21 protein-coding genes and 2 pseudogenes are annotated in these 26,602 nt (G+C 68.7%); 12 read left to right on the forward strand and 11 right to left on the reverse strand.

Annotated elements, in window-relative coordinates; all coding sequences use genetic code 11:
* Positions 1-381: 381 nt before the first annotated feature.
* From ACWD35_RS28220 to ACWD35_RS28245, 6 genes and pseudogenes are all read right to left on the reverse strand, one after another.
* Positions 382-1,554, reverse strand: coding sequence for a hypothetical protein (locus ACWD35_RS28220; RefSeq protein WP_451354117.1), 1,173 nt, complete (start codon positions 1,552-1,554; stop codon positions 382-384).
* Positions 1,555-2,559: 1,005 nt separating this feature from the next.
* Entirely contained in the window at positions 2,560-3,015 is a 456-nt protein-coding gene (locus ACWD35_RS28225; protein ID WP_451354118.1) for a tyrosine-type recombinase/integrase, read from the reverse strand.
* Complete coding sequence (locus ACWD35_RS28230) at positions 3,009-3,740, reverse strand: hypothetical protein (RefSeq protein ID WP_451354119.1); 732 nt, start codon at positions 3,738-3,740, stop codon at positions 3,009-3,011. The genes ACWD35_RS28225 and ACWD35_RS28230 overlap by 7 nt, the downstream gene beginning before the upstream one ends.
* Positions 3,741-4,544: 804 nt before the next feature.
* The gene (locus ACWD35_RS28235) at positions 4,545-11,315 is read right to left on the reverse strand and encodes a DUF3320 domain-containing protein (RefSeq protein WP_451354120.1); all 6,771 of its coding nucleotides are present in this window, start codon (positions 11,313-11,315) and stop codon (positions 4,545-4,547) included.
* Between the two features lie 202 nt (positions 11,316-11,517).
* Complete coding sequence (locus ACWD35_RS28240) at positions 11,518-11,664, reverse strand: hypothetical protein (protein ID WP_451354273.1); 147 nt, start codon at positions 11,662-11,664, stop codon at positions 11,518-11,520.
* A gap of 18 nt (positions 11,665-11,682) precedes the next feature.
* Positions 11,683-11,957: pseudogene (locus ACWD35_RS28245) on the reverse strand (helix-turn-helix domain-containing protein); the annotation flags it as partial.
* A 139-nt stretch (positions 11,958-12,096) separates the two neighbouring features.
* On the opposite strand from ACWD35_RS28245, the gene ACWD35_RS28250 reads away from it, so the two are divergent.
* From ACWD35_RS28250 to ACWD35_RS28270, 5 genes are all read left to right on the forward strand, one after another.
* Entirely contained in the window at positions 12,097-12,534 is a 438-nt protein-coding gene (locus tag ACWD35_RS28250; protein ID WP_451354121.1) for an ATP-binding protein, read from the forward strand.
* A gap of 34 nt (positions 12,535-12,568) precedes the next feature.
* Complete coding sequence (locus tag ACWD35_RS28255; RefSeq protein WP_451354122.1) at positions 12,569-12,715, forward strand: hypothetical protein; 147 nt, start codon at positions 12,569-12,571, stop codon at positions 12,713-12,715.
* A gap of 311 nt (positions 12,716-13,026) precedes the next feature.
* A complete protein-coding gene (locus tag ACWD35_RS28260) occupies positions 13,027-13,776 on the forward strand; it encodes a hypothetical protein (RefSeq protein ID WP_451354123.1) in 750 nt (249 codons plus the stop codon).
* A 512-nt stretch (positions 13,777-14,288) separates the two neighbouring features.
* Entirely contained in the window at positions 14,289-14,693 is a 405-nt protein-coding gene (locus ACWD35_RS28265) for an FKBP-type peptidyl-prolyl cis-trans isomerase (protein WP_451354124.1), read from the forward strand.
* Positions 14,694-15,307: 614 nt separating this feature from the next.
* Positions 15,308-15,493, forward strand: a complete 186-nt coding sequence (locus tag ACWD35_RS28270) for a hypothetical protein (protein WP_451354125.1) — start codon at positions 15,308-15,310, stop codon at positions 15,491-15,493.
* 54 nt (positions 15,494-15,547) lie between these two features.
* Here the strand turns inward: ACWD35_RS28270 and ACWD35_RS28275 are convergent, their stop codons facing one another.
* The gene (locus ACWD35_RS28275; RefSeq protein WP_451354126.1) at positions 15,548-16,702 is read right to left on the reverse strand and encodes a tyrosine-type recombinase/integrase; all 1,155 of its coding nucleotides are present in this window, start codon (positions 16,700-16,702) and stop codon (positions 15,548-15,550) included.
* A 95-nt stretch (positions 16,703-16,797) separates the two neighbouring features.
* Between ACWD35_RS28275 and ACWD35_RS28280 the strand changes: the two are divergent.
* Positions 16,798-16,962: pseudogene (locus ACWD35_RS28280) on the forward strand (pirin family protein); the annotation flags it as partial.
* Between the two features lie 104 nt (positions 16,963-17,066).
* Here ACWD35_RS28280 and ACWD35_RS28285 read toward each other — a convergent pair.
* Together ACWD35_RS28285 and ACWD35_RS28290 are read right to left on the reverse strand one after the other, a co-directional pair.
* Positions 17,067-17,252 (reverse strand): hypothetical protein, encoded by a 186-nt coding sequence (locus tag ACWD35_RS28285; protein WP_451354127.1) that lies wholly within the window; start codon positions 17,250-17,252, stop codon positions 17,067-17,069.
* Positions 17,253-17,277: 25 nt separating this feature from the next.
* Positions 17,278-18,435 carry a hypothetical protein gene (locus ACWD35_RS28290; RefSeq protein WP_451354128.1) on the reverse strand — a complete coding sequence of 386 codons (1,158 nt, stop codon included), beginning with the start codon at positions 18,433-18,435 and terminating at the stop codon, positions 17,278-17,280.
* 244 nt (positions 18,436-18,679) lie between these two features.
* Between ACWD35_RS28290 and ACWD35_RS28295 the strand changes: the two genes are divergently transcribed.
* A complete protein-coding gene (locus ACWD35_RS28295; RefSeq protein ID WP_451354129.1) occupies positions 18,680-18,835 on the forward strand; it encodes a DUF6131 family protein in 156 nt (51 codons plus the stop codon).
* A gap of 45 nt (positions 18,836-18,880) precedes the next feature.
* Here ACWD35_RS28295 and ACWD35_RS28300 read toward each other — a convergent pair whose 3' ends face one another.
* Positions 18,881-19,429 carry a type 1 glutamine amidotransferase domain-containing protein gene (locus ACWD35_RS28300; RefSeq protein ID WP_451354130.1) on the reverse strand — a complete coding sequence of 183 codons (549 nt, stop codon included), beginning with the start codon at positions 19,427-19,429 and terminating at the stop codon, positions 18,881-18,883.
* A 284-nt stretch (positions 19,430-19,713) separates the two neighbouring features.
* Here ACWD35_RS28300 and ACWD35_RS28305 point away from each other — a divergent pair, with 284 nt between their 5' ends.
* Complete coding sequence (locus ACWD35_RS28305; protein WP_451354131.1) at positions 19,714-20,052, forward strand: GNAT family N-acetyltransferase; 339 nt, start codon at positions 19,714-19,716, stop codon at positions 20,050-20,052.
* A gap of 60 nt (positions 20,053-20,112) precedes the next feature.
* Here the strand turns inward: ACWD35_RS28305 and ACWD35_RS28310 are convergent, their stop codons facing one another.
* Entirely contained in the window at positions 20,113-21,024 is a 912-nt protein-coding gene (locus tag ACWD35_RS28310) for a LysR family transcriptional regulator (RefSeq protein ID WP_451354132.1), read from the reverse strand.
* A gap of 136 nt (positions 21,025-21,160) precedes the next feature.
* Between ACWD35_RS28310 and ACWD35_RS28315 the strand changes: the two genes are divergently transcribed.
* The 4 genes from ACWD35_RS28315 to ACWD35_RS28330 all read left to right on the forward strand — a co-directional run bounded on the left by ACWD35_RS28315 (position 21,161) and on the right by ACWD35_RS28330 (position 26,531).
* The gene (locus ACWD35_RS28315) at positions 21,161-22,000 is read left to right on the forward strand and encodes an NAD(P)H-binding protein (RefSeq protein ID WP_451354133.1); all 840 of its coding nucleotides are present in this window, start codon (positions 21,161-21,163) and stop codon (positions 21,998-22,000) included.
* Entirely contained in the window at positions 21,997-22,572 is a 576-nt protein-coding gene (locus tag ACWD35_RS28320) for an anthrone oxygenase family protein (RefSeq protein ID WP_451354134.1), read from the forward strand. The genes ACWD35_RS28315 and ACWD35_RS28320 overlap by 4 nt, the downstream gene beginning before the upstream one ends.
* Before the next feature lie 548 nt (positions 22,573-23,120).
* Positions 23,121-24,257 (forward strand): hypothetical protein, encoded by a 1,137-nt coding sequence (locus tag ACWD35_RS28325; protein WP_451354135.1) that lies wholly within the window; start codon positions 23,121-23,123, stop codon positions 24,255-24,257.
* Between the two features lie 48 nt (positions 24,258-24,305).
* Positions 24,306-26,531, forward strand: a complete 2,226-nt coding sequence (locus ACWD35_RS28330; protein ID WP_451354136.1) for a tetratricopeptide repeat protein — start codon at positions 24,306-24,308, stop codon at positions 26,529-26,531.
* Positions 26,532-26,602: the final 71 nt, after the last annotated feature.

A 26,602-nucleotide genomic window follows, 5' to 3' on the forward strand; every position in this document is an offset into this window, starting at 1 on the left:
GGAGGCGGTGGTGCTGCCCCCGGACACGACCAACGCTGCTGCCGCCAATGCGGTCATGAGAGCTCGGTTCATCCTGCACACCCTCCAAAAGATCGCCAGATTTCGGAGCGGTCGCAGCCTAAAGCGCGGCCCGGCGGGTGAGAACCCGTCCGCAAGCCACATCCGCCTCCCAGCCTTCGGCCCGCGGCCGCAGGCCACTTCGTTCGGATGCGGCACAGCGTCGGCTGGCCGATCAGGGCGTCCACCCGGTGCACGACGGATGCTCCCCGAACCCGGTCGAGCGGCCTCCCCAGTCCACGCAGAGGCCCCCACCGAACGCTGCCGTGCGCATGAGGTGATCTCACCGGGGTGCCGCTGTCGAGACTGACGGTGCCGCTGCCGTCATCTCGGGTCACTCCGGGGGAAGGCGTCGCCGGTCGGCCAGCGTTCCGGCAGACCGAGAGCGGTGTGGACGGAGCGAATCGCGGGCTGGCGCTCGACCTGGATCCCAGCCAGTTGCGCGGTTGCCCAGGTAGGGAAGATGGGGGCAGGAAGCGAGGCGGGATCCGGGCTTTGCCAGAGAACGGGAGTGTTTTTCGTCCAGGTCCAGGGTGCTGGGTTGTTCACGACGAGCACGCCGCTGACACGACTGTGGGCATGGTCGTAGGTGGCAGTCCAGTAGCCATCGGGCTTTCGGCTGAAGGTCGATCCGCTGTCGTAGGCGTACTCGACCGTACTCCCGTACAGCGCTCTCTCGATGTCCTCATCTTCGGGGAAGTCGGCTGCATGGCCTACCGCCACGATGAATGGCAGCTCCAGGTCACCATACTTCCCACCCTTGTGTGTGACGGCGTCGAGCACTCGCTCCGATCCGTCCTCGACCGCCCATGCCGAGGGGTAGACGCCGATTGTCCTGCTGGATGGATTGCCACGTTTGCCTGGGCTGCGGGGAATCGCTTGAAACGTGAGGCACCAGCCAGCCTCTTGCCAAGTGTGACTGGGAAGCGGCACCTTGCGCTCATGGTCGGCGATGACCTGGTCGGGGTCCAAGCTTGCAAGCCATCGCGTCAGCCCGGACTTCAGCCGTCTCTGCGGCGGCGTTGCCGTACCGGTGCTGTGGAGTTCGCACGATACGAAGAAGTTCGGACTCGGCAAGCGATCGATGGCATCGCTCAACTGCGGTGGGAGCGAGTAAGACCCAGCGTCGCGCTTCTGAGCCTTCCAAATCGCCTCGACGACGAACTGCTCGTTGCCGCGCGTAACCAGGAAGTCGGGCTTATAGCCACCTGTTCCCGTTTGCCGCTCAACCTCCACGCTGCAACCGGAACAGAGCAACATCTCGTGCAGGTACAACTCCCACAGCGCAGAGTAGACGTTCGTGTCGGAGTTTCGGTCCCGCAGCCGGCTGAGCAGGCCGGGTTGAGCCTGGTCAGGGAAGCGCGACCACCATTCGTTGATCACATCCCGAACCTGGTCCCAGAACGGACCGGCGACCCTCTCGAAGAACTCGGCCTGTGGCTCGGCCGCCCGCTTCGGCGCCGCATCCGTCCGATTCCGGCTCGCGTATACACCCATGACAGACGATCGTAGGTCGCTCCGCGGGCCATTCTCATTCCATTTCCACTGCGTCCCGACGACCGCAGGGCTCAACCGAGTCAGCCGTTCTCACCCCTTCCGGGCCCCTGTTGAAGTGGCCGACCCGAGGAAGTGCCCACAGGCCGGTTTGGCCTCCAACGGGGGCACAGGTGCGAGATGCGCGAGTGCTCGGACCAAGTCCGGCGGGCGCCCTACCGCCAACCGCGTTGACCATCACCTCGCTGGCGACGCGGACGCGGTGCCCCAACCAGCAATGCTGGTTGGGCTTGCAACTCACCCTCACGCTGATCGGAGCAGGGTATCCGTCAATGGCCAGTTACCGAGACCGGTGATTCCTTGGACTATTGGCAGTCCACCGCCTCTCCCCGCTTCCCGCTGCCCGGGAAGCAATCAAACCGGAAAGGCACTGTTGATAGGAATGCCCCGTCAGAGCGGCGAAACGCCTCACGGCCACTTCAGCCCCGAGCGCATCCGCGCCACCTGGAGTGGGACGGCGAGCGTCGAGGACGCCGCCCAGGCGTTCGGCTTGTCGAGATCGAAGAGCTACGACCTTGTTCGCCGCGGGGAATTCCCCTGCCGCGTGCTGCCGATAGGCCGCACCGCCCGCGTCGTCACCGCCTCGCTCCTCCGCGTACTCGAGAGCGGCGAGCCGGAGTACAACGGAGCCTCCAGTGCAAGCCCCATTCCGTCTTGACCAACTGCACGACGACGTCCCGCTGGAGCAAGCCAGCGGGACGTCGTCGTATCACGTCCCCATCTACGCAGCACCCCCGTCGGAGCAAGCCGACGGGGGTGCTCACGCATCACGAGCGATCACAGGCGTGTCACCAACCCCGTATACGCTCTCACGTCACAAGGCTCTGACCTGGACTTACGCACTCACCCTGGACCAACTGGACCCCCGTGGACGGCTTCTACGACATGTGCCATGTCGTGCCGTTGCAGCCCGCGTCAAAGGGCAGCCCGACAGGCTTCGCTGCGGCCTCAGGCCGCGTCCCACAGGCCGGCGTCCAGGACGCGCGCCGCCTCGGTGATGCTCCCCGGCATCAGGTGCCGGTAGGTGCGGTACGTCTCCTCGATCGACTTGTGTCCCATCCACTCGGCCACGTCGGTGATCGGGATGCCACTGCCCAGCGCATTGGAGGCGAAGTAGTGCCGGAAGCCGTACATGCCCATCCCGTCCACTACTGGCAGCTTCTCGAAGAGTGCGCGAACGCGCCGGCGTTCCATCGCCTCCGTGTAATAGCCGCTCGGTCCCCGCAGCAGATACCCCTCCTCGGTCGTGCCGTGCTTCTCCTCATAGCGTTCGATCGCCTCTCGTACCGAGCGGGGCAGCGGCACCTCCCGGAACTCCCCCACCTTGCGATGCTTCAGCTTTGCAAGCCGGTGCGTGTTGGAGTGAATCTGCTCGTGCACCCGGTACACGTCGTCCGCTACCACGTCGTTGAGGCCACGGACCGGGCTTCGCCGTTGCGTAGTCCGCACCCCGACATCATCACGATCTCCAGAGCAAGGTCGTCACCCGCGACAGCCAAAGCCTGCTTCACATGGGCCAGGTCTGGAACGACCACCCTCTGGCGAACGTACTCCGGCTCCTGCACCCCCTTGACCGGGTCATCCGCCATCGCCCCCTTGTCGTGGGCGTCCCGCAGAGTCGCCTTGAGGGTGCGCAGTATGTTGACCTGATTTCCCCGGCCGACGCCGTCGGCCTCCAACTCGTCCAGGAAGCGCTCCATCACGATGGGGGCACGGATATCAGCTTCCGTGAACCCAGGCGCGGTATGGACGCCGATGGAGCTGTTGACGTGCTCGCCGGTTGAGTATTCGGTCATCCGGCGCTGCCTGGGCCGCCACGGCTTCGCGTATTCCGCGACCGTCTTCTGTCCCAGCTCCCGGCGCGCTTCCGCGACAGACCGCGCCGTGCGCTTCTTCTCCGCGTAGATCTGCGTGAGGCGTTCGATCCCGTCGTCCTGCGTATCGAAGCCGCTCTCCTCGAACTGCTTCCCCGGACCGTTGCGGAACCGGATTGTGTACGGATGCGGGCACCGGGTCGGCCTGGCACAGCCGCAGTCCTTAAGAACGAGCCCATACCGCGGGCGAGCTGACGAGCCACGTAGCGAGCGAGAGCCAGGCATCTGCGTCCTGATCCCCGCCGCGGCGGTCACCAGGTCAGCATGCCAGGACGCTTCCGCGCCCAACGCTGACCGTTTGCTGACCCGAGCGACCCGGTCGTACATCTGACCTGCACAAATGCCCAGATGCTAGATCTTGGACTTGAACATGGTACGGAACACGGAGAAACTCCCGATTTGTCTGCTCCCTGCCTGCTCTTTGCAGGTCAAGGGCGGCCTCCGGAGACTACAACGATTCGCATGTCCGGTCAGCTGTCCCCAGGTGTTTCAGGACTCACACTGACCCGTTGCCGACTTTGATGACGCGTCATCAGGCGGACTGCACCAGTGCGGGTGGGCCACGACCGCGAGGGCTCGACCTGGTGCCTCGACGACGGCAGTGCTCCCAGCCACGGTGCCCGTTTCCGCCGTTTCGCCTCCGTACCGCTCAGTTCCCTCGACCTGGTACTTGAGGAGCAGCCCACCTTGATGACGCCGCGGCGGCCGACATCAATTCCGCCGCCCTCGGCCGTCTGATGGGCCACGACGCCTTCGTCCACCAGGGCCTTGGCAGTGCCGCTCTCGTGATCAACAGCGCTCCGAACCAGCGCCTCGCTCAAACAGTCGGCGAGCTCGTCGGCCCCTCGACGGTCTTCCGCGTCATCCCTGCCCGAAGAACAGGCACATGACGCAAGCGACTTGACCTGCCCTGCCCTCGCCACACCCACCCACCGAGGCCAGGGCACTCAAGTCAGCGGCATTGGGCCTGGCCCCCACCACGTCGTGGGGCACGACCGTGGAGCGAGCGCGGCTGCAGCCCGTACAAGAGCAGGTGTGAGGAGAACCCACCGCAACGGATCAAGAATCCTCCGCGGGTATCAGGCCGCCCTCCGACTCGATCAGGTCCCCGGCGGCGGTCAACGCGTCGACGTCGGCAGTCAGCGCGTCCCGGATGTCGGCTCCGAGCCGCGCCCACCCGAAGAAGCGAGCGGCTTCCCGCAGCAGGTCCTCGCGGTGCACGCCGGGTCCTTCGTCGACCACGTTCCTGAGCACGAACTGCCGCTCCGCCACGGGAACCTCCGCCACTCGTCGGGCGCACCGCTCCGTCGGCGTGCGGGCGAACTCCGTCTCGTGGCCGGGCATGTCGTAGGCCGTACCGACGTGGACGATCTTGCCCTGCTTGAGCAGGCGGCGAAGAGCTCGGTCGATGCGGTCGCGAACCACCTGGCCGGCCCGTCCGATGCCCCACGCGAGACGGACCCGGGTGTAGATCACCTCCTTCTCGACGGGTCCTTCCACCTCGACCACGCAGAGCGCCACGTCCGCCACCACGTCGAGGGCATCCGGGTCCTGCAACTCCACGCCCCACAGGCCCCGCCGGCCGCTGGACCTGTCACGTACCTCCGCCAACAGGTCAGGGTCGACCTCCTGGTAGGGACGGCTCCAAGGCGCAGGGCCGGCGTCGACCGTCACGAACTCCACTCGCGGGACCACCGGACCGCCTGCCGCTTCCGCCGGTTCTCCGCCCCACGCGCGCATGGAGCTTTCCACGACCTCCGCCGTACGGCCACCACCGTTGCCACGGTTGCCGCCGCTGTCGTCCTGCCCCACCGGTGGTGTCACTCGCACCGCATGCGGATCCTCCGAACACGCCGCCTCCACCGCGGCCCGCAGCCGCGCCATCGCATCCCGGCGGTTCCGGTACCAGTCCGTACCCCAGATTCGGTGCAGCCGCCAGCCCAGGTCACGCAGGACCGCTTCCCTGAGCCGGTCGCGGTCGCGAGCCGCCCGCGAGGAGTGGTACATGGCGCCGTCGCACTCGATGCCCAGCGCGTACGTGCCGGGCGCGCCCGGGTGCCGTACCGCCATGTCGATGCGGAAACCGGCGACGCCCACCTGTGGCTGGACGTCATACCCCCAGCCGCGCAGGACGTCGATGACCTCCTCTTCGAAGGGGCTCTCCGGAGCCGCGTCCGGATCCGCGGCCTGCGTCTGGAGGATCGCGGGACCGTGCTGGGCGTACTGCAGGTACCGCTTGAGGTGCTGCACGCTCTTGTTGGCACTGTCCGGCAGATCGCCTCCGTAGAAGGAGGCGACGATTTCCATGCGGCGCCGCGCGCGGGTCACGGCCACGTTGAGGCGTCGCCAGCCGCCCTCCCTGTTGATGGGGCCGAACGTCGACGACAGCTTGCCCCGGTGGTCGGGGCCGTAGCCGATGGAGAGGATGATGACGTCGCGCTCGTCGCCCTGGACGGTTTCGAGGTTCTTGACGAAGAAACCGTCGAGCCGGCCCTCCGTGAAGTGGTGGTCGAGGTCCGGGCGGGCCGCCCTCGCTTTCTGCACCGCCTCCTCGATCGTCTCCGCCTGTGCCTTCGACAGCGCGACGACGCCGAGGGTGTACTCGGGGCGGGTGTCGAAGTGGTGGATGACGCGCTGGGCCACCTTGGCGGCCTCAAGGGGGTTGTCGCTGCTCCCGCCGCGGTCGTAGACGCCGTCCGCCTTGATGAACTCCACGCCGATGTCCGGCCCCTGTTCCAGCGCGCCCGGGAACGTGACCATGGAATTGTCGTAGAAGTCGTGGTTGCTGAAGGCGATCAGGTTCTCGTGCCGACTGCGGTAGTGCCAACGCAGGGGCAGCCCGCGCAGGACTCCGCTGGCCTTGCACATGTCGAGGATGGACTCGAAGCCGTCGGTGGCGTCCTCGTCCCACTCGTCGCCGTCGTCGCCGTCGCCGGCCGCGGCGAAGAACGAGGTCGGCGGCAGCTGCTTCTGGTCGCCCGCCACGATGAGGGCCTTGCCCCGGTAGACGGAGTTCACCGCGTCCTGGGGCAGCACCTGGGACGCCTCGTCGAAGACGACGACGTCGAACTCGAAGTCCGGTGGCAGGAACTGGCTGACCGTCAACGGGCTCATCATGAAGCAGGGCTTGACCAGCCGTACGACGTCGCGTGTCTGTGTCAGCAGATGCCGTACGGGCATGTGGCGGCGCTGTTTCTCCGCCTCGCGGCGGATCACCGCGGCCTGACCCACCGACGTCCGGCGAGGACGGCGGGCGTTGCAGGCGGCGATGACCTCGGCGTGCGCCGCTGCCACCAGGTCCTGGTCCGCCCTCTGGAACCGCTCCACCAGCTGGTCCCGTTCCACCGCCCGCATCGGCTTCAGCCTCTGGTCCGTGCCCAACTGGTGCTCGACCCACGCGGTGAGCACCGCACGCTCCATCGCCGCGGGGAAGTCCTCGGCGGAGACCTCGCGGCGTGCGAGCTGGTCGGGCAGTCCGTCGAGGTGGTAGCGGCGCAGCAAGGTCAGTGCGTCAGCGCAGCTGGTCCACGCTTCTGGGCCGAAGGGGTCGCGGTCGAGGAGGGACAGGACGGACTCGGCCGTGGAGAGCGATTCGGCGAGTTCGCGTCGCAGCTCCTCCGCGCGCTCGGGCTCGAAGTACCCGGCGAGTGCCTCGCGCTGGCGGCTCCAGTCGTTGGCGCGGGCCGCGACGGAGGGGTCGGCGGGCGCGGTCAGCATCAGCCGGGCCGCTGCTTGCGGCAGGGGCGCCGAGTGACCGCCGTGTGCGGCACGGCGGACCTTCTGAGACCAGTCCAGAGCGTCCAGGACCGCGTCACGGTCTGTCTCGGTCCCCCGGTAGAGGATGCCGAGAAGGCTCCGGTTCCCGGCGTCGTTCTCCGCGAAACCGGACTCGGCGGCACGGGCGGAGACGACGGCGGCCACCGCTTCCCTGGCCCGGGACAGGGTCAGCCCCTTGTCCCCCTCCATGACGCGGGCTGTGGAGCGGATGAGGTCGGCCGCGTCCTCGAAGGGCTCCACGTGTGCCCGGAGCCAGCTCGCCGCCCGGTCGAGCGGGCGAACGGCGAGTACCGTGCCGAGCGCGGCGACCTGCGGCTGCTGGGTGTACTCGTGCCAGAGGTCCAGGTCACGGCGGATCTGTGCGGTCTGCGCGAGGAGTTCGCGCGGTTCGGGCCTGCCGTCGGCCAGTACGTCGACGAGGCTGCTTCGGCGCGCGGGGTCGGTGAGCGTATCGGGCGCGAGGCGGGCGATCAGCCGGGCGGAGTCCAAGGCGGTCCGCAGGGCCTCGGTGGCGGGGCGCCCTTGCGGGACGTAGCGGCCCAGCAGCTCGCGTTGTTGTTCCGTCGCGTGCGGTCCCGGTCGCTGTCGCGTCAGGTCCAGACCGCGTCGCAGGAGTTCTCCCACAGGTTCGTATCCCGTCACGCCGTTGGGCGCCTCGTGGTGCAGGTCGTCCGCCTGCGTGTCGAGTCCCCCGTACCACGGACCGAGAAGGCCGCGGTCGGTTACGGCCTGGGCGTCGAACGCGACTGTCTCCTTCTGGGCCGCGTGCGCGGCCGTGACCGCGGCGCGCGCGGCGGCGAGCGTGTGTTCGGAACCGGGGCCACTGCCGCGGCGACCGACCGAGGCCACGGTGTCCAGCAGCGCGACGGCCTGTCGCAATGGGGCGAGGTGGGCGCGCAGCCAGCGGGCGGCGGCGTCGAGTGGCAGCTTGGTGAGGTCGGCCGCATGCGGTGCCAGCGACTCGCTGTCCAAGTACCGTCGCCACGTGGCGAGCTCACCGCGCAGCGCCGCGCCCTGCTCGACGAGTGCGGGTTGCGGCTCTCGGCCATCGGCCAGGTGAGCGGCCAGCAGGCTCCGGCGGTGGGGATCGGCGACGGATTCCGGCGCGAGTGCGTGGACCGCTTCGGCGTGCACGAGTGCCTTACGCAGTGCCGGGACGTCAGGCAGAGCCGTGCCCCGATAGCGTCCGATCAGCTCGGCGTGGGTCGAGGCCAGCGACCGTAGCTTCCGGTGCGCGGTGCACCAGGCGTCGGCCAGTGGCAGCTTGTCGTACAGCTCGCCACGCCATGAGCCGCCGTGTGTCAGCCGGGCCACGAGCTTCCGGTCGGCCCGGATGCCGCTGGACAGCATGCCGGCGAATCCCTGGCGGCCCTCCATGAGCCGGTGGACGGCTTCGGGCAGTTCGGGTGTGGAGACGGCTTCGGGCAGGAAGGTGCCGTGTGCCGCCTCCGCCGCGGCAGCCAGTTCTTCGGCGGCCGAGGAGATCTCCGCGACGGCTGCCTGGACACCGGGAAGTGCCCGGGGATCGAGCCATGCGTCGAGCGTGCGGTCCGAGGCGGTGGCCAGCTCCACGAGCGTGGCCAGGTCCTCGGCCTCGGACGTCGCCTTCGGCCGACCGCACCCGAGGCGGTCGGCCACCGAGTCGGCGTGCTCGGCGGCCGTCTCAAGGGTGTCGGCAAGCATGTCGAACCGCTCGGCCAGCTCCGCGGCCTCCCGGCCGGTCAACGGCGCGATGTCGGCGCCGGGCGGTTCCAGTGCGCCGAGGGCCTGCTCGTTGGCCGGTCGCTCCGCGCTCACTTCCGGAAGCAGTTCGGCCCATCCCGGGCCCGTGTGGTCCGTCGCGAGGGCCTGGGCGGAAAGTACCTGGTCCCGTCGGGTGAAGAAGTCACGCAATGCGTCGGCGGCGGCCCCGACCGCCGCCTCCTCCGCCCGCGCGGGGCCTTCAGGGACCAGCCACCGCTCAAGAGGGCGATGTTCGGTGCCGGCCACAGCAATCACGTCACACAGATCACGCGCTTCCCCGGGGCTGCCGGGATTTGTGAGCCCGGTGAGGTAGCTGACGCGGGTGAGGCTCTGCAGAGTCCGCTCCAGCACACCGGCGGTCTCGTCGAACTCCCCGGCGAGCTGTCGCGCTCCCTCTTCCGTGAGTCCGGCGAGGTCGAGGCCGCGCGGCGCCATCGCCGAGAGCGCCTTCTCGGCCTCTCCCGGCTCAGCCGTCAGCCTGGTGGACAGCTCCTGCCAGCGCTCGCCCACCGTCGCTCGGACGGCGGTGCGCGTGCGCTGCGCCTTGCGCAGTTCCGCCAGGAAAGCGTCGACCCGGTCGTCCACCTCGTCGGCGAAGGCATCCGTGGTCAGCCATGCTTCCGGCACGGGACTGCGCACGTCGAGCAGCCGTAGGAGCCCGATCAGACGGTCGATTCCGCTCTCATCTGTGACGGGTACTCCATCGGGTGCGAGATCCCGGTACCGGTCGACCGCCGTCGCGAGCGCGTCCCGCGCCGCCTGGGCCTGCTCCAGCACGGGGCGGGGATGCGGCAGGCCGGCCCGCAGACCACGCCAGGGGAACGTCGGATCGGCGACCGCCTCCCAGGCGTCGGAGATGGCTTTCGTCGCCTCGACGATCAGGCGCAGGTCCTCGCCACCGAGCGTCTCGGCGCGAAACGTCGCCTCCGCCCCCCTAGGGGTGTCGTCACCACGGCTCAGGTAGGCCACCGGCGCCTCGGACAGCCGGCCGACCCGACCGAGCACGTCGTGCAGGGTCCGTCCCAGCGAGTCGCGGACCTCGTTCATCGCTTCGGCGTAGGAGCTGAGCGCCAGGCGCAGTTCTCTGGCCTGCGCCAGGGTCTGCTGTGACAGTTGCGGTGCGCGCGGCTCCTCCCCGAGCGCCCGGCCCAGTTCCTGGGCCACCGCTTTGCGGCTGGTGTTGTGACTGTGGAGGGCCAGAGCGTACGAGTCGAGTCCCACCGACTTCAGCCGGTCGAGGACGACGTCGAGGGCCGCCGCCTTCTCACTGACGAACAGCACGCTGCGGCCCGCGTGCATCAGACCGGCGATCATGTTCGTGATCGTCTGGCTCTTGCCGGTGCCGGGCGGGCCGTCGAGGACGAACGACTGTCCGGCCACGGCCGCGGCGACGGCCTGCCGCTGCGAGGCGTCGGCGTCGAGCACCAGCGGGCTGTCCTCGGGCGGGCTCAGTTCGTCGATCCGGTCGAGTTCGATCTCCTCGAAGTCGAAACGGTCGGAGGCGAGTCCGGAATGCGGGCCGAGCGCCATCGCCCGTACGAGGTCGCTGCCGAGGAGCCAGCCCTCATTGTCCAGCAAGTCCTGGTACATCGACTCCTTGTGGGAGGCGAAGAGCGCGAGTACGACGCGGTCGGAGATCCGCCATCCGGGCTTGCCCGCCAGCGCGTGAGCCGCGGCGGAGAGCACCGCCTGCAGGTCCGAAGGGTCCTGTTCGGCGACCGGCGTCCAGTCGATATGGAACTGCTGCAGCTTCACTCTCAGGGCCGGGTTGAGACGTGGTTCCTCGTCGTCGCTCGCCCTCAGGCGGATCCGGCCGTTGCGCGTACGCTCGATGACCGCCGGGATCAGGACCAGAGGGGCGTCGCAGCCTGTCTCGGCTCCGTCCTCACACCAGCGGAGCATGCCGACGCCGAGGTTGAGGGTCCAGAGGCCGTAGTCGTTGAAGACCTGCGTCGCTTTGGCGCGCAAGCTGTTCAACGCGCGCAGGAGAGAAGGCGCGGTGGTCTTCTGGGTGACGATTCCGTCGGTGCGGTCGCTCTTCTTCGCCAGGACGACATCGCCGGGTCGCACACCCTCGTCGGCTGCCGGCTCCTCGTCCGGGAGCGGCGCGAAGTCCCAGCCTCGGGTCAGGCCTTCGACGAGCTCCCGCGCGGACGGGGTCGAGATCTCCAGTGTCGCCGACTTGGTGTGGCGGAAATTGAGCAGCCGGTTGCGGCCGCTCAGGTCCACCAGGGAGGTGCGCCAGTTCTCAAGCATCGCCTTGAGGCGGTCGAGTTCCTGGCTACCCCCGAAGTCACCCGAGTTCGTCACGCTGGTCCCTGATGTTGTCGCCTCCGGGCCAACGGAGCACCGGCCTCGGCGGCAGTGCCCCCTGCCGCCAACGCAAAGCACGGCCACAGACGTCCGTACTGTTCTGGTGGCCGCACAAGTCCCGCTGATCCCCCCTGGACGCAGAATTCTACGGTCAGCTCACCAATGCGTGAAGCGTTAACTACGAACGGTTTCCCAGCGCTCACGAAACCCCGGTGCGCCCGGCGCGCAGCTCCATCAGGAAGAGCGACAGGAACGACGAAGGGAACACCACCCACTCCGTCGCCCGGTCCACGACGTCGTCGGGTCCGCCCGTCCAGTGCGGACGTCTGCTTCGGGTAGTTCTCACCCCCGCGTTGGAAATTGGTGCCGCCTTCCGCAACGCCCCAGTGCTCCCCGTCGCCTTTTCCACCCCCTCCACGAACGACTCTTCCGGCATCCGCCGCCCCAACTCCACAGATTCCACGGTGCGCTTGGAGAACCGGACCAGCTCCCCGAACTCTGCCCTGCTGAGCCCCGCATGCTCCCCCAGGACCTGGACGACGGCGCCGAAGGTCCGCAGACCGTCGGAGGGATCGACTCCCGCTCGACCTCACAGCCCGTCAGGTCGTCGGCGTCACTCTCAACGGCACCGTTCGTCATACGCAGCCACCTCCAGGTACGTACGCGCACTGCTCCCCGCGATCGACTCACCCAGCGTGACGGCAAGATCCCCGCACCGGCTACCAATTGTGCCCGTACGCTGACGCACTGTACGGACCTCGCCCGTCACGCCGGCCCCATGAGCGCAGCCCTTCCCCAACCGACCGGCACCATGGCGACGTTCGCCCAGCTCCTGTCCTCCACCCGCCGAGGCGCCCGCCTCGCCCGCCTCCTCGCCACCACCCAGCTCCGCGCCTGGGACCTGTCACCCGTTGCGGCAAAGCGAGCCGAGCAGATCGTCGCCGAACTCGCCGCCAATGCGGCTCTGCACGCCCGGGTCCACGGCCGAGACTTCCGCCTCGCCCGCACCCTCGACACCACGACCGGCCTCCTCCGCGTCGCGGTCACCGACGCCAAGGGCGGGCAACTCCCCGTCGTACCAACCGACTCGGCGACAGACGGCGAGACGGGCCGCGGGCTGCTCATGGTCGGCGCCCTGGCCGACCGCTGGGGCACCGAACCGCATCCGCCGGGCGGCAAGACCGTTTGGGCGGAGGTGAGCCACCGGTCCGGCTGACACGCGACGTCCCCGCCAACAGATCACCGGCCTGTTGCGCAGCCTGGGGAAGATCCCGGAGTCGGCCGTCCAGGTCCTGAAGGCCGAATACGACGCGGGCCCCGGCCCCGCGTCCGGCTTCTCCGTCCACCCCCTCCTCGTACCACTCGTCAACGTGCTGGGAGACGAGGACGAATCGTGACTGCCGACCGGGCATCTCACGGAACGTAAGAAGTCGACGAAGCCGCGTTGTTGCTCTCCGCGCCATTCGGTGCCGCTGCAACAGCTGTGGACGCGAGACGTCACCGACGTCCGGGCGGCTTCCAGGCGGGCCAGGGCGGCTGCCGGCACTGCGCTGACCAGAGGGCAGCCGCGGGCCGAAAGACCGATCCGCTCATCGCGGTGGCCGCCCTGCGTGCGGCCGGACTCGAACCGCTGGAGCCGTACGCCACTTCGACTACGGCGTAGCGGTGCCGTTGCACGACCTGCGGCAACGAGGTCTCACCGACGCTCGTGAAGATCCGTGCTGGTGGAGGATGCAAGTCCTGTGCCACCCACGGCATCGACCTGGCAGGACCGTCGAACGTCTACGTGATCACTCACCAGGAATGGAACGCAGTCAAGATCGGCATCGGCGTCTGCACCGGCTACACCTCCCGCCTCACTCAGCGCGAACGCCAAGGCTGGCAGCTGTATCAGGTCCGTGACTACCCCACCGACGCCGCTGCCCCGGACGTCGAACAGGCCGTGCTGGGCCGCCTGCGCGAGGCAGGACTGGCCCGCTTCCTCACCTGCGACATCATGCCGAACGGCTGGACCGAGAGCTGTTCCGCAGAGCGCGTCACGGCGGCCGAGATCTGGGTCATGGTCGAAGAGGAGACCCGGAACTCGCAGGACCCGTACGCTCCCCGAGTCGGCGGCCGGCCTCGTGCCACGATCCTCATCGACGCGGACGCTGCAGCCGCCGAAATGCGGGCTTGCGGATACGAGCCGCTCGTGCCGTACCCCGGCCGCACCACAGATCGTTGGCGCTGTCGCTGTTCCTGCGGGAACGAGGTCGCCGCGCGTCCGTCCTCCATCCGGTCGGGAACGACCGGCTGCAAGAAGTGCCCCCGATCCGGTGGCCGAACCGATGCCGCGACAGCCGCCGTGGAGGCGCGTGTTGCAACGGATCAGTCGAAGCCCACCGGGAGGTGGGCCGCCACGGCGGCCAAGATCTGTCCGATGTTGGCTCATGTGCACGCCCATAGCGAACCATCGTAGATCGCTCTGCGCCCCTTTCACCCATTTTCTACAGCGTGCCGGTGCCCACTGGGTCGAGCCCGAGGCATTGCCGTTGTCCACACCGTCTTCGACGACTTCGTGCCGTCACTCGATGCCGGCGGGACCTCGGGCAATGATCAGAAGGCCCCTGCTCAGCACTGACCAGCATCCAGGGTTGTTCCGATTCCAGACAACCTGTCTGTTCCGAATGGAACAAGGCTCGTGTTCCGACACGGAACGCGCCGCAGGTCAGAGCCACCCCGGCGGATGCGTGAGCGAGCGCGAGCGCACGGTGCGGCATTAAGGCGTCACGAGCGCTGATCAGCCGCGAGACGTGACCTGTGCGTGCCGGTCGCGTACATCGGCTGTGCGAAAGATCATCACGTGTGACCGCTGGATCCGGAGTGCTCCGAGGACCGGCATTCTCGGTAGCGTGACCATCTGCTGCATGGAGTGTCCATGTGTCCGGCTGGTCCGTGCGACGGCTTCCGACGGAGAGTGATGAGGCTGCAATGAGTGAACTGACGAAGCCCGAGGTCGACGTTCCGGAGGGTGACGCTCCTACCGAGCTGACCATCCGGGACCTGATCGTCGGGGACGGGGCTGAGGTAAAGCCGGGCATGGTGGTCAGGGTCCACTATGTCGGGGTGACCTTCGAGTCCGGGAAGGAGTTCGATGCCTCCTGGGACCGGGGCCAGCCGTTCAAGTTCGCCCTGGGCAGTGGCAAGGTCATCAAGGGCTGGGACCGGGGGGTGAGGGGGATGAAGGTCGGCGGTCGGCGCGAGATCATCGTTCCCCCGCGTCTCGGTTACGGCAATCAGTCGCCCTCGCCGTTGATCCCGGCGGGCTCGACCCTGGTCTTCGTGGTGGACCTGCTGGACTCGTATTCCAGCACAACCGGGTGGAGCAACGGCTAGCACCCCTTACCGCTCCTCCCCTGCGACGTGCTGCGTCATCCCCTGGGTTGGCGCCGCCGTGCTCCTCGCTGCCGCTGCTGCTTCCGCCTCCGCAGCGTCCGAACGGTTCCGCTGCGACTCAGTGACCGCCGAAGACCACAAGGCGACCGCCTGTCTCAACGGCCTGCCCGGCGCCGCCGCCCGGACGTCTGAACCCGGCGGCCGCGCTCGGCAAACGGGGAGGTCCCCGGCGGAATCCAGCTCGTCACACTGCCGTCACCCCCCGCCCAGCAGCAGCACATTGCGCAAGCCGATACTGGCCAAGATCCGGACCATTGCCGGACCAGCCACCGCCGGAGAGCCGCACCAACTGCTGTTTCCCCTGGTCAGTTTGACTGCAACTGCCGTACCACCAGGAGACGAAGAACCTGCTGGGACGAACGTGCAGCGCCGAAGACCGGAGGCTGTCTCTCCTGTCGACTCACCTACTGCGCGGCGGCCCCTGAAGCCAAGGGCTCAGATGCCCGTATTTGGAGATCACGAGGGAGCCCTACCACTCGATCCGCTGCCTCGGCAAACCGCGGTCTGCAGCAGAGGCTCAGTCCTTGTCGACCACGTGACCTTGAGGACCTTGCATGCCCACGCAGTTCATGAACGCCAAGCAGACCGCCGAGTATCTGAACATGTCGATCACGTGGGTGTACCGAGATGCGCCCAAACTCGGACTCATCCCCTACAAGTTCGGGAACGGCCGTAGCGCCAAGCTGCAGTTCAAGATCACCGATGTGCACGCCTGGGCTCGGCAGCAGAAGCTCGGCTGAGTCCCACCACGCTCGATTCCTGGCCGCCGACGCGGCCAGGAATCCCCCGTCACGTCAGGCCGCGAGTGCCATGTCCAGCACCTGCGCCGCCTTGCCGATCGATCCCGGCAGGAGGTGCCGGTAGATCTTGAACGTGACATCGACGCTCTTGTGTCCCATCCACTCAGCAACGTCTGTGATCGGGATGCCGTTGCTCAGGCAGTTCGACGCGTAGAAGTGGCGGTTCCCGTAGAGGACCATCCCTTCCGGGACGTCCACCTTGCCCGCTGTCCTGATCCGCTTCCACTGGTTGTCCATCCCCCAATGCGGATACGGCCTGCGAGGGTCGGTCGGCTGACGCAACAGGTAGCCGTCGAAGGTGCCGTACTTCTCGGCGTACCACTCGATCGTCTCCCTGATGCGAGCGGGAAGGGGCACATCGCGGTAGTCCCCCGTCTTCCTATGCTTGAGCGGCCCGTACTGGCGCGTCGACAGAACGACCTGCTCGTTAACCCGGTACACGTCGTCGGCCACGATGTTGTGCAGGTTCACCGCGAACGCCTCGCCGTTCCGCAGACCGCAGCCGCTCATCAGGTCGACGACCAGCGTGAAGGCGTCGTCACCTGCGGTCCGTATCGCTCGCAGCTGTTCGAGGGACGGGATCACCGCCCGAGCCGGGTCGTACTGCGGCGGCTTGACGCCATCCAGCGGGCTGTCGGAGAAGATACCGAGCCGATGCGCGTCGAGGAGCACCGCGCGCAGCTTGTCGAAGGCGTTGGACTGGGTGGCCAGACCAGCACCGTTGCGTTCCATGGTGCGGATGAAGCCGTCGACCACCTTGTGGTCGAAGGAGTTCATCCGCCGGCTGCCGAGTGCCGGGTAGAGATGATGTTCCAGGAGCGAGTCGAGGTGACGTAGAGACGACGCGGCCAGGTGCCGTTGGCCGGCCTTCCACTCCTCGGTGTACTCCTCGAACCGCATCCTCCCGTACTTCTGGATCCGCTCTGCCTTCGACTGGGACCGTGGCGCCGCCTTCTTCTGGTTGTAGACCTCCATCAAACGCGCGATCGCCTTGTCCTGGGTGCCGAGGCCGGACTCCTCCGTCTGTTTGCCCGCCGCGCTGCGGTACCGGATCTTGTACTCGTGCGGGCACTTCGACCAACGGGACTCAGGGTGGTCGCAGTCCTTGAAGAAGGTGCCCATGCCGCGGGCGAGAGCGCGTGCCGCCATGTGGTGCTGACTCCTCGGCGTCCGATGCTGACCTTTTGCTGACGCCCGAGGGTGCGCGATACCTCTGACCTGGGAAGAACCGTCGATCACGTGGTATCTGGTGGAACTTCATCAGGCGTTCGCACGACGACATCGTTCAGGCCCGCGAGGACTGGATGACCGGGTCGAGATTCGGCGAAGTGCGGGGGTACGACGGGGACCCGTTGCCCGCACCCGAACTGCCGTCCGTGCCGCTCAAGCCACGGGGCCGGGCGTGCTGAGCTGGGGCTTTCCAGCCCGGCGCGCAGATAGCCGGGCGAGGTGAAACGCACCCCGCCCGGTTCACTCAGGCCGCGTGAGCATCCGGCCTGGGCGCCGGTGGCGCCTAGTCATGGGAGAACGCGTCTGGCTGCTGGAAAGGGAACGCGAGAGCGCCACACAGGCAGCCGTAGAGGCCGAACTCAACCGCATCGTCCGTGGACCGGTCCCAGGGGAGTTCGGCCGGAGCGACGTCCTCGTCAACAAGGCCGCCGTACTCGATCACGTCGCCCCGCTCCTCAGCCTCACCCACGCCGAATGGAACCATTCCTGCCGGGTCAGGAAACGGACGCCCGCCTGCGCCTCCGGACGAGCACCACAGAGGCGGCGCCCAGAGCGAAGGCAACGGTGCCCGCACCCGCCCACACGGGGGTCGACAGTCCGTCCTCATCGTCGTGGACGGCGGCTCCCTGGGTGACGGTGAGGTAGCCGGTCTTCTTCACTCGCCCGTGGTGGCTGACGACGGTGACGGGATACGAGCCCGGCTTCAGGTCGGGCTTGATCCTCGCCGGGCCCCAGAAGATCGGGGCATCCCCCTCATGGCCCTTGAGATCATCGGCCTTCAGCTTGGCCGGGGCCTGGAACGCCGGCGATGTCGCGGTCATCCGCTCCTCCTCCCCGGGGTCCGGGTACGCATCCTGCCACCTGACGTACACCGTCCTGCCCGCCGCGATCGTAGAGCCCTTGGCCCGGGCGCTGAGCAGATGGCCCCCCTCCCCGAAGAACGCGGGACCCCTGGCCTTGCCCAGATAGTCGTCGTCTCCGGGATGGGCTGAGCGGACTTCCAGCCGAGTCTCCGCTTTCCGCTTCCCATCCGCATCGGTCACCCGCACCGCGTACGTCCCGTCTTGGACGGTGTACCGCAACGGCACGTGCAGCGCGATGAAATAGCGGGTGTTGTTCCAGGACTCCTTGTTGCGTACGAGGCGGATCGGCGAGGTGAATGCCGTGGAATGGGCGGTGAAGGACTTGCCGGCCTCTCCGGGGTACAGGTCGTCGAAGTACAGACTCACCGTGGTGCCCGGCCGTCTCACGCGGTTTTCGTCCAGTTCGATGAACGGACGCCTGGGCGGCTTGACGTCGATGGTGTCGCGGGCCACCACCTTGCCTCCGGCCTTGACGACGAGCGGATACGATCCGGGCTTGGCCGACGCCGGGATGGGCGCCTTGGCGCCTTCCCCGTCAGTGTCCACCGCAGGGTCGTCCATCCGGATCGGGGCCGCGAAGACCGGCGATTCGGCCACCAGGTGCACGCCCGGCTTTCTTTCATAGTTGAGCAGATCGATACCGATGGCCTCTCCGGGGCGGGGGCCCGCATACGCCTGGGTGATCCTCGGGGGGTCTTCGCCGGCCGCGGCCGGCCACGCCAGGCCCCCACAACTCAGCACGCCGCCGCATACGCTGGCGGCCACCACCCGCTGCCAGTTCGCCCTCATGGCGCCCCCTCTCACTCGCAGTGGAAGAGGGAAAGATCAACGTTGCGGTTGTCCGGACCGGGCAACCCGGACGTGGCCAGGGGCGAGACGGCGGCGCCGCTCTCTTCGCGTTGTAGATCTCCATCAAGCTCCCGATGGCCTTTCGAGATTCGGCGAACCCGTGTGCGCTGCACCGGCCCGGGTACTCGGAACGAGGAACGCGCCTGGTCCGGCGTTCCGCGCGTTTGCATCCGTGGAGGTCAAAATGATCATCGTCGGGATCATCCTGCTGCTCATCGGGCTCCTCACCGGGATCGGCATCCTGTGGACGATCGGTCTCGTACTCGTGGTGATCGGCATCGTCCTCTGGGTTCTGGGCTCGGCCGGTCACGCCGTCGCAGGCCGTCGTCACTACTGGTGACCCCCGATTCGCGGTGGTGGCCGCAGCGCGGCCTGCGCGGCGCACTCAGCGTCCCGCCAACTCCTCTGCGAACACCTCCAGGAACGCTTCGCAGAACGCCTTCAGGTCGGCCGGCTTGCGGCTGGTGACCAGCTTGTTGGGCCCGTGGTCGCAGATCTTCACCTGCTCGTCGACCCAGGTGCCGCCCGCGTTGCGGATGTCGGTGCGCAGGCTCGGCCACGAGGTCAGCTCGCGACCCCGCACCACGTCCGCCTCCACGAGCGTCCACGGCGCGTGACAGATCGCGGCGACCGGCCGCCCCAGCTCGAAGAACTCCCTCACGAACGCGACGGCCTTGTCGTTCATCCGCAGAAAGTCCGGATTGGCGACCCCGCCCGGCAGCACCAGGCCGCCGAAGGAATCCGCGGACACCTCACCGACCACCGCGTCCACCGTGAACCTGTCCGCCTTGTCCAGGTGGTGGAAGGCCTGGACCTCACCGGACCGGGTCGACACGAGCACCGGCTCGTGCCCGGCCGCCACGACCGCCTGCCAGGGCCGGGTGAGCTCCGCCTGTTCGACGCCGTCGGGCGCTGTCAGAAACGCGATACGCATGATCGGTCGACTCTCCTTTCCGGTCGTCCCCTCGTCCTCACGCGCCGGGGTCCGGTGCGGCACCACCGTGGAGATCCGGGGGCGGTGGTGTCACTGTGCCCGTCTCCGGGTACCCCGACGGCGTCACCCATGACCACGGCGCTCACGACGGATCCGTCGGTGACGTCGATCAGGGCGGCCTCCTGCACTGTCCCCACGGATGGGACCGAAGCGGAGGGCACTGCGCCGGTTCACCGCCGTTCATCACGTGATATGAGGTACACGAATCACCGGAAAGGACAGCCATGAACCAGCCCTCCTCCGAGCCGACCGTCGAACGCGTCGACGCACGGCACCGCTACGAGATCCGGGTCGACGGCGAACGCGCCGGCCTGACCGCCTACCGCGACCGCGGTGACCAGCGCGTCTTCTTCCACACCGAGGTCGACGACGCCTACGCGGGGCAGGGCCTGGCGGGACGCCTGGTCCAGTACGCCCTCGACGACGTACGCGCCCTCGGCAAGCGGATCGTTCCGGTGTGCCCGTACGTGGCCAAGTTCCTCACGAAGCACAAGGAGTTCGAGGACATCACCGACCCGGTGACCCCGGACGTCGTCGAGTGGCTGGAGAAGCAGCGGGGTTGATTCTGCACGCTGAGGCGTCGAAGCCGAGGGCCTGGGCCAGGGCCGCCACGGGGCCCTCCGTCATGCGGGCAGGAGCGGGTTCCCGTTCGCCTCGACGAAGTCGCGGGCGGCCTGGCAGAAGGCGCGGACGCGGTGGGTCTCCACGGCGGTGCGCCAGATCAGGCGCCATTCGAAGGGGAGACCGTCGCTCATCGGGACGTAGACGACGTCGGGCCGGGAGTCGTACCGGCTCGCGTGGGTGGGAACGGGGAAGATGCCGCGCCCGGCCCCCACCAGGGCGAACATCTCCTGGATGGTCGCGAAGTCCGGGCCGCGCTCGATGGGTCGGCCGCCGGGGGTGTGGCTGGGGACGGAGAGCGCGTCGAGTTCGCCGGGGATGCCGCGCGGGCGCAGGACCTTGTCGCGGGAGAGGTCCTCCAGGCAGACCGAGTCGCGGCGCGCGAAGGGATGTCTCGCCGAGACGGCGAGGACCGGGGGCTCGCGGAAGAGGACCGGGCTCTCGCTGAGGTCGGGATCGAGGCCCGGAGCCGCGAGCAGCAGGACGTCCACCGTGTCGTGGTGCAGGAGGGCCGCGCCGCCGTCGGTGTAGCGGGTCTCGGTGATCTCGACCTGACAGGCCGGGTGCCGGGTGTGGAAGACCTCGGCGACCTGGAGGACGAACTGGGCGACCGCGGTGCCGAGGAAACCGACGCGCAGGACCCCGTCGACACCGCGCCCGGCCGCGACCGCCCGTTCGAAGCCGTCGAGGATCTGCTGGTAGGCGGGCCGCACGTCATCGAAGAGCCGCCGGCCGATCGGGGTCAGCGTCACCCGGCGGCTGGTGCGGTCGAACAGCGGCGCCCCGACCGCCCGCTCCAGCTTCTTGATCGCCTTGCTGACCATGGCCACCGAGATGTGCAGCCGCTCGGCGCTGCGGCCGAAGTGCAGTTCCTCGCCGAGCGTCAGAAAGATCTCGATCTCGCGCCGCTCCATCACAACCCCCGTTCGTGAACCCCAGGGTCAACGATCCTTGCACGCTTGGTCGTTGTTGCCGATCGCCGCTCGGCCGATGGTTGTGGGGTGGCAGGAGCGAAGGGGCCACCACCAACGAGACCGAGGAGGACTCACCATGACGCGTGAAGACCTGACCCTTGTCCTGGGCGGGACCGGCAAGACCGGACGCCGTGTCGTCCGGCAGCTGACCGGGCGCGATCTGCCGGTACGCATCGGCTCCCGCTTCGGCGGTGTGCCGTTCGACTGGGAAGATCCGAAGACCTGGGCGCCCGCGCTGGAGGGCGTGCGTGCGGTGTACGTCTCGTACTACCCGGATCTGGCAGCCCCCGGGGCGCCGGAGGCGATCGGCTCCTTCGCCGAGCTGGCGGTGGCTTCGGGCGCGCGGCGCCTGGTGCTGCTCTCGGGCCGCGGCGAGCCGGAGGCCGAAACCTGCGAGAAGGCTCTGGCGGACTCGGGCGCCGACTGGACGGTGCTGCGCGCCAGTTGGTTCAGCCAGAACTTCAGCGAGAGCTATCTGCTCGAACCGGTGCTGGGCGGCGAGGTCGTGCTGCCCGCCGGGGAGGTGGGCGAGCCGTTCGTGGACGCCGACGACATCGCCGAGGTCGCCGCCGCCGTGCTCACCGAGGACGGGCACGTGGGCAGGACGTACGAGCTGACCGGACCGCGGCTGCTCACCTTCGCCGACGCCGTCGCCGTGATCGCCGAGGCGGCCGGACGGGTCGTCTCGTACGTCCCGGTGCCCGCCGCCGACTACGCCGCCGCGCTCGCCGCCGAAGGCGTCCCGGACGAGGTCACCGGCCTGCTGACCTACCTGTTCACCACCGTGCTGGACGGCCGCAACGCGCACCTGGGCGACGGCGTCCAGCAGGTGCTCGGCCGCCCGGCCCGAGATTTCACCGCCTACGCCCATGACACCGCCGCCACCGGCATCTGGACCCCGAAGGACGCCGAATGAAGCATCTGCAGACAGGTGTGCTGCTCACAGCCACCCTGTTCACCGGACTCATGGCCGGACTCTTCGCGGCCTTCTCCTACTCGGTCATGCCCGGCCTGGCCCGGTCGTCCGACCGCACCCTCGTCGAGGCGATGCAGGGCATCAACAAGGCCATCATCAACCCCGTGTTCATGCTCCCGTACATGGGCTCGATCCCCCTCATCGGCCTCGCCGTCTTCCTGGCCTGGCGCGGCCACGGCCGCTCCGCGCTGCCCTGGCTGATCGCCGCGCTGGTCCTGTACCTGGTGGCCTTCATGGTCACCGGCAGCGTCAACGTCCCCCTGAACAACCACCTGGCGGACGCCGGCGATCCCGATCACATCAGGAATCTGGCAGCGGTCCGCGCGGACTTCGAGCACAAGTGGGTCACCTGGAACATCGTCCGCGCCCTCCTGCACAGCGCCGCCTTCGCCTGCCTGGCCTGGTCACTGTTCATGTGCGGAATGCCCGAAAGCGAACCTAGCCGCGCCTCGGTCCCGCCCGCTGCCGAGTGGGCCGGGACCCGTCCAGGCCCGAGTGCATCGAACTTCTGAGCGACGACGCTTTACCAAAAGTCGACCCGCGGCGCGCCCCGATTCCCAGGAAGTGTAGGGAACCCGGGCCGCCGCGTCGACATTGTCCCCGGCGATGTGACTACGCTCCCCACATCACTCGCTCAGCGATTCCGGCCAATATCGAGAATGCCCGGGAATCACAATCACCTCCCCTGGTTCGCCCCAACAGCCACTGCTACAGTCGGGAAGCGTCATGGGGCCGGCGAATTACCGTTTTCGGTTCGCTCATTCGCTCCGGCCAATTGCGAACGGGAGCTCGTTCACGTGACGGAAGGGGGGGATTTCAATGAAGAAGATCGTCGTGCGCAAGACCGGTGGCGTGAAACTGACGACGAACGGAAGCTCGTACTGGCCGCCGCTGTGTCTGGCGAAGTAACCAGGCGAGAGGCGCCCGGGGCCGAATCCGAGCTCCGGGCGCTGCGTATGAGGAAAGCTGCGTATGAGGAAAAGGGGGAGGAAAGGGGGTGGACATGCCACCGGGGGAACTGGCGTTCCATCCGCTGACCTTCGTTCCCGAGTCCGGTCAGGTGCTCGTCGGCCGGCCGGACGCCGACTCCTACGCCCTGTTCCCCGAGGACGGCGCGGCCCTGCTGCGGCAGCTGGCCTCGGGGATGGGCATCGAGCAGGCGGCGGCGTGGTACACGGCCACCTACAACGAGCCCGTGGACATGGAGGACTTCCTCGACACCATCTCCGACCTGGGGTTCGTCCGCTCGGCGGGCGAGCCCGAGGGGCAGCGGCAGGAGCCCGCGGCGGTGCGCTTCAGGCACCTTGGCGTCGCCGTCTTCTCGCCGTGGGCATGGGCCGGTTATGGCCTGCTCGCCGTCGTCTGCGGTGTCCTGCTCGTCCGCCTCCCCGAGGTCCGGCCGCATCCGCGCGATCTGTTCTTCACCGATTCCCTCTTCGCCGTGCAACTGGGCCTGCTGTTCGCCCAGCTTCCGTTCATTTTCCTGCACGAGGCGTTTCACGCCCTGGCGGGCCGCAGGCTGGGGCTGCCCTCGCGGCTCGGTATCGGCCACCGCCTCTATTTCGTGGTTTTCGAGACGACCCTGAACGGTCTGCTCAGCGTGGAGAAACGCAAGCGATATCTGCCGTTCCTCGCCGGAATGCTGGCGGACACGCTGGTTTTCTGCGTCCTTGTCTGCCTGGCAGCCGCGGACGCGGGAGGAAATAGCGAGCTGCCCTTTGCCGGGCGCTTCGCCCTGGCGCTGGCGTTCACTACGGCAATGCGGTTCGTCTGGCAGTTCTATCTCTTCCTGCAGACCGATCTTTACTACGTATTCGCCACCGCTCTCGGCTGTGTCGATCTGCATCAGGCGACGCGCGCGGTGATCCGTAATGCTTTCTTCCGGATTCTGCGGATGCCCGGCCGCATGGTCGACGAGGAGCAGTGGTCGGACCGCGACCGGGCGGTCGCGCGCTGGTACGCGCCGTTCGCCCTGGCCGGGGTCGTGGTGCTGATCGCCACCGCCGTGGTCGCGGTCGTCCCGCTCACGGTGCACTTCGCGGACCTGCTGATCACGCGCCTGGCCCATCCGTCCCATCCCGACGGCGACTTCTGGGACACGCTCGCCTTCCTCGCGCTGAGCGCGGTCCAGTTCGGGCTGGCCGGCTTGGTGGCGCTGCGCGACCGCGCCCGTTCCCGGCGGCCCGCCCCCGCGTGACCCCGGCTGTCCGCCCTTCCACCGCGACCCTCGTGAGGAGCAGGCCCGATGAACACGTCGTCGAACACACCGCCCGCGCACCTGTGGATCACCGGCGCCACCCGCCGGGACCGGGCCGCGAAGCTCAGGGACGCGCTGCGGCCTGCCGACGACGGGCAGGCGCCGGAGGTCCTGGCGGTGTGCAGCCATCGCCGGCTGCGCGGTCCGTACGGCGGCACCGCCGAGCTGCTGACCCGCATCGTGCCCGCCGTCCAGGCCGCCGACCCGGGCCTGGTGAAGGCCCATGACATCGAACTGCTGTCGGTGGCACCGGCGGTGGAGCATGCCGTCCAGCCTTCCCGGGAGACGCTGACGTCCGTGGCCATCCCCGAGGAGCGCACCCGCTTCTACGGCCCCGGCCGCACCCGCCGACTCGCCCACGGCGTCGTGGAGTTCCTGAACGCGTACGCCGCCTCACACGCCCCGCACTTGGTCACCGTCTCGTTCGACGCGGTCCACGAGGCGGACCCCACCGAGCAGGAACTGCTCGCGATCCTGCTGCGCCGCGCCGACCCCGCGCGGCTGCGCGTCGTGATCGGCACCGCCGGCGCCGAACTTCCGGAGCGCGCCGCCGAACTGGGCCGTGCCCTGCGGCGTTACGCCTACCCCCTGGCGGCCCCCGCGCGGCCCGCCGCCGGAGACGACCGCGCGCCCGGCGAACTCACACGCGCCTTCGTGGAGTCCGACGGCACCTCCGACTCCCCCGCCCAGAAAGCCGCGTACGACGCGGCCGAGCCCGAGGTCCGGGCCGCCCTGCACGACGCCCGCGCCGCCGTGCTGGAGCAGGCGGACGCGACCGAGTTCCGGCTCGGCGCCCTGCCGTACCACCGGGCGCTCGGCACCGACCCCGGCGGCGCGGGGCTGCGGGCGCTGATCGACGCCGCCGGGCGCTGCGTGGACATGGGCTTCTACCACGCGGTCCTCGAACTCGGCGGCCGGGCACGCGAACTCGCCGACCCCGAGCGCCAGGAGGAGCAGTACTGCGTGATCAGCACCCGGCTGACCAGCGCGCTGGCGGTGCTGGGGCAGCCCGACCGGGCCGAGGAGATCTACTTCGACCTGCGCAGCCGCTATACGACCCCGATGGTCCATCTCTTCTCCAACTACGCGCTGGGCATGCTCCACACCCGGCACCGCGCGCCGGAGCAGCGGGACCATCCCACCGCACGGGTCCACCTGCACACGGCCATCGCCCTGGCCTCGCTCATGCCCGAGGCATCCCGCTCCTTCCAGCGGGTCTTCCAGCAGAACGGGCTCGCCCTGGTGGAGATGCACCTCGGTAACCTGGACCGGGCCGAAGCGCTGGTCAGCGAGGGGCTGGCCGAGCTGGACGCCGAACTCGCCGAAGGTGAACACCTGTTGCACCGGTCGGTGCTGCTGCACAACCGCGGCCAGGTGCGGGCCGCGCTGGGCCGGCTGGAGGAGGGGCTGGCCGACTTCACGGCCGTCATCGCGGCCGACCCGAACCACCCCGAGTACTACTTCGACCGGGCCGCCCTGTACCGCCGTATGGACCGGCACGCCGAGGCCGCCGCCGACTACCAGCGGGCCATCGACGTCAGCCCGCCGTTCCCCGAGGCTCACTACAACCGGGGCGACCTGCGCGCGGCCACCGGCGACCCGGCGGGCGCGATCGCCGACTTCGGGTATGTGCTGGAGCTGGAGCCGGACCACCTGGACGCGCGGATCAACCGGGCCGCGCTGCTGCTGGAGAACGGCGACCCGGCAGGCGCCCGCGCCGACGCCGAGGAGGGCCTCGCCCACCACCCGGACAGTGCCGGCCTGCTGTGCACCCGCGGGCTCGCGGCGCTGGAGGAGGGCGACGCCGACGCCGCCCTGCGGGACTTCTCGGCCGCGCTGGACCTCGATCCCGGGCTGTACCAGGCCCTCGCCAACCGGGCGGTGATCGCCCTGGACCGCGGCCGGCACCAGGACGCGCTCGACGATCTCGACCGGGCCCTGGACCTCACCGGTCCCGACCCCGCGCTGCTGTACAACCGCGGCTATGTGCACCGGGCCGCGGGCCAACTCCGTCAGGCCGAGGCCGACTTCACCGCCGCGCTCAGCCTGACCGGCGCCGACCGGGCCGAGCTGCTGTGGGAGCGGGCGGAGTGCCGGGCGCAGGCCGGGGACGCGGCCGGGCAGCGGGCCGACCTGGAGGAATGCGTCCGCCTCGGCGACAGCGAGTACGCCGACCGGGCCGCCCGGCAACTCGCCGAAACGGACTGCCTGTAGCAGAGGCGCCGCGGAATTGTCCGTTATTCGTAACAGCGGGATCCCTTGATCGTCCAAACCCGTCCTGGCAG

It is taken from the genome of Streptomyces sp. NPDC002671, from assembly GCF_053592475.1.

Coding starts and splice junctions, on each gene's coding strand:
- ACWD35_RS28275 (WP_451354126.1), bottom strand. CDS start 16,702: ATGGCGGCACGCGCTCTCGCCCGCGGCATGGGCACCTTCTTCAAGGAC.
- ACWD35_RS28330 (WP_451354136.1), top strand. CDS start 24,306: ATGAACACGTCGTCGAACACACCGCCCGCGCACCTGTGGATCACCGGC.
- ACWD35_RS28290 (WP_451354128.1), bottom strand. CDS start 18,435: ATGAGGGCGAACTGGCAGCGGGTGGTGGCCGCCAGCGTATGCGGCGGC.
- ACWD35_RS28265 (WP_451354124.1), top strand. CDS start 14,289: ATGAGTGAACTGACGAAGCCCGAGGTCGACGTTCCGGAGGGTGACGCT.
- ACWD35_RS28270 (WP_451354125.1), top strand. CDS start 15,308: ATGCCCACGCAGTTCATGAACGCCAAGCAGACCGCCGAGTATCTGAAC.
- ACWD35_RS28315 (WP_451354133.1), top strand. CDS start 21,161: ATGACGCGTGAAGACCTGACCCTTGTCCTGGGCGGGACCGGCAAGACC.
- ACWD35_RS28250 (WP_451354121.1), top strand. CDS start 12,097: ATGAGCGCAGCCCTTCCCCAACCGACCGGCACCATGGCGACGTTCGCC.
- ACWD35_RS28320 (WP_451354134.1), top strand. CDS start 21,997: ATGAAGCATCTGCAGACAGGTGTGCTGCTCACAGCCACCCTGTTCACC.
- ACWD35_RS28310 (WP_451354132.1), bottom strand. CDS start 21,024: ATGGAGCGGCGCGAGATCGAGATCTTTCTGACGCTCGGCGAGGAACTG.
- ACWD35_RS28220 (WP_451354117.1), bottom strand. CDS start 1,554: ATGGGTGTATACGCGAGCCGGAATCGGACGGATGCGGCGCCGAAGCGG.
- ACWD35_RS28300 (WP_451354130.1), bottom strand. CDS start 19,429: ATGCGTATCGCGTTTCTGACAGCGCCCGACGGCGTCGAACAGGCGGAG.
- ACWD35_RS28295 (WP_451354129.1), top strand. CDS start 18,680: ATGATCATCGTCGGGATCATCCTGCTGCTCATCGGGCTCCTCACCGGG.
- ACWD35_RS28305 (WP_451354131.1), top strand. CDS start 19,714: ATGAACCAGCCCTCCTCCGAGCCGACCGTCGAACGCGTCGACGCACGG.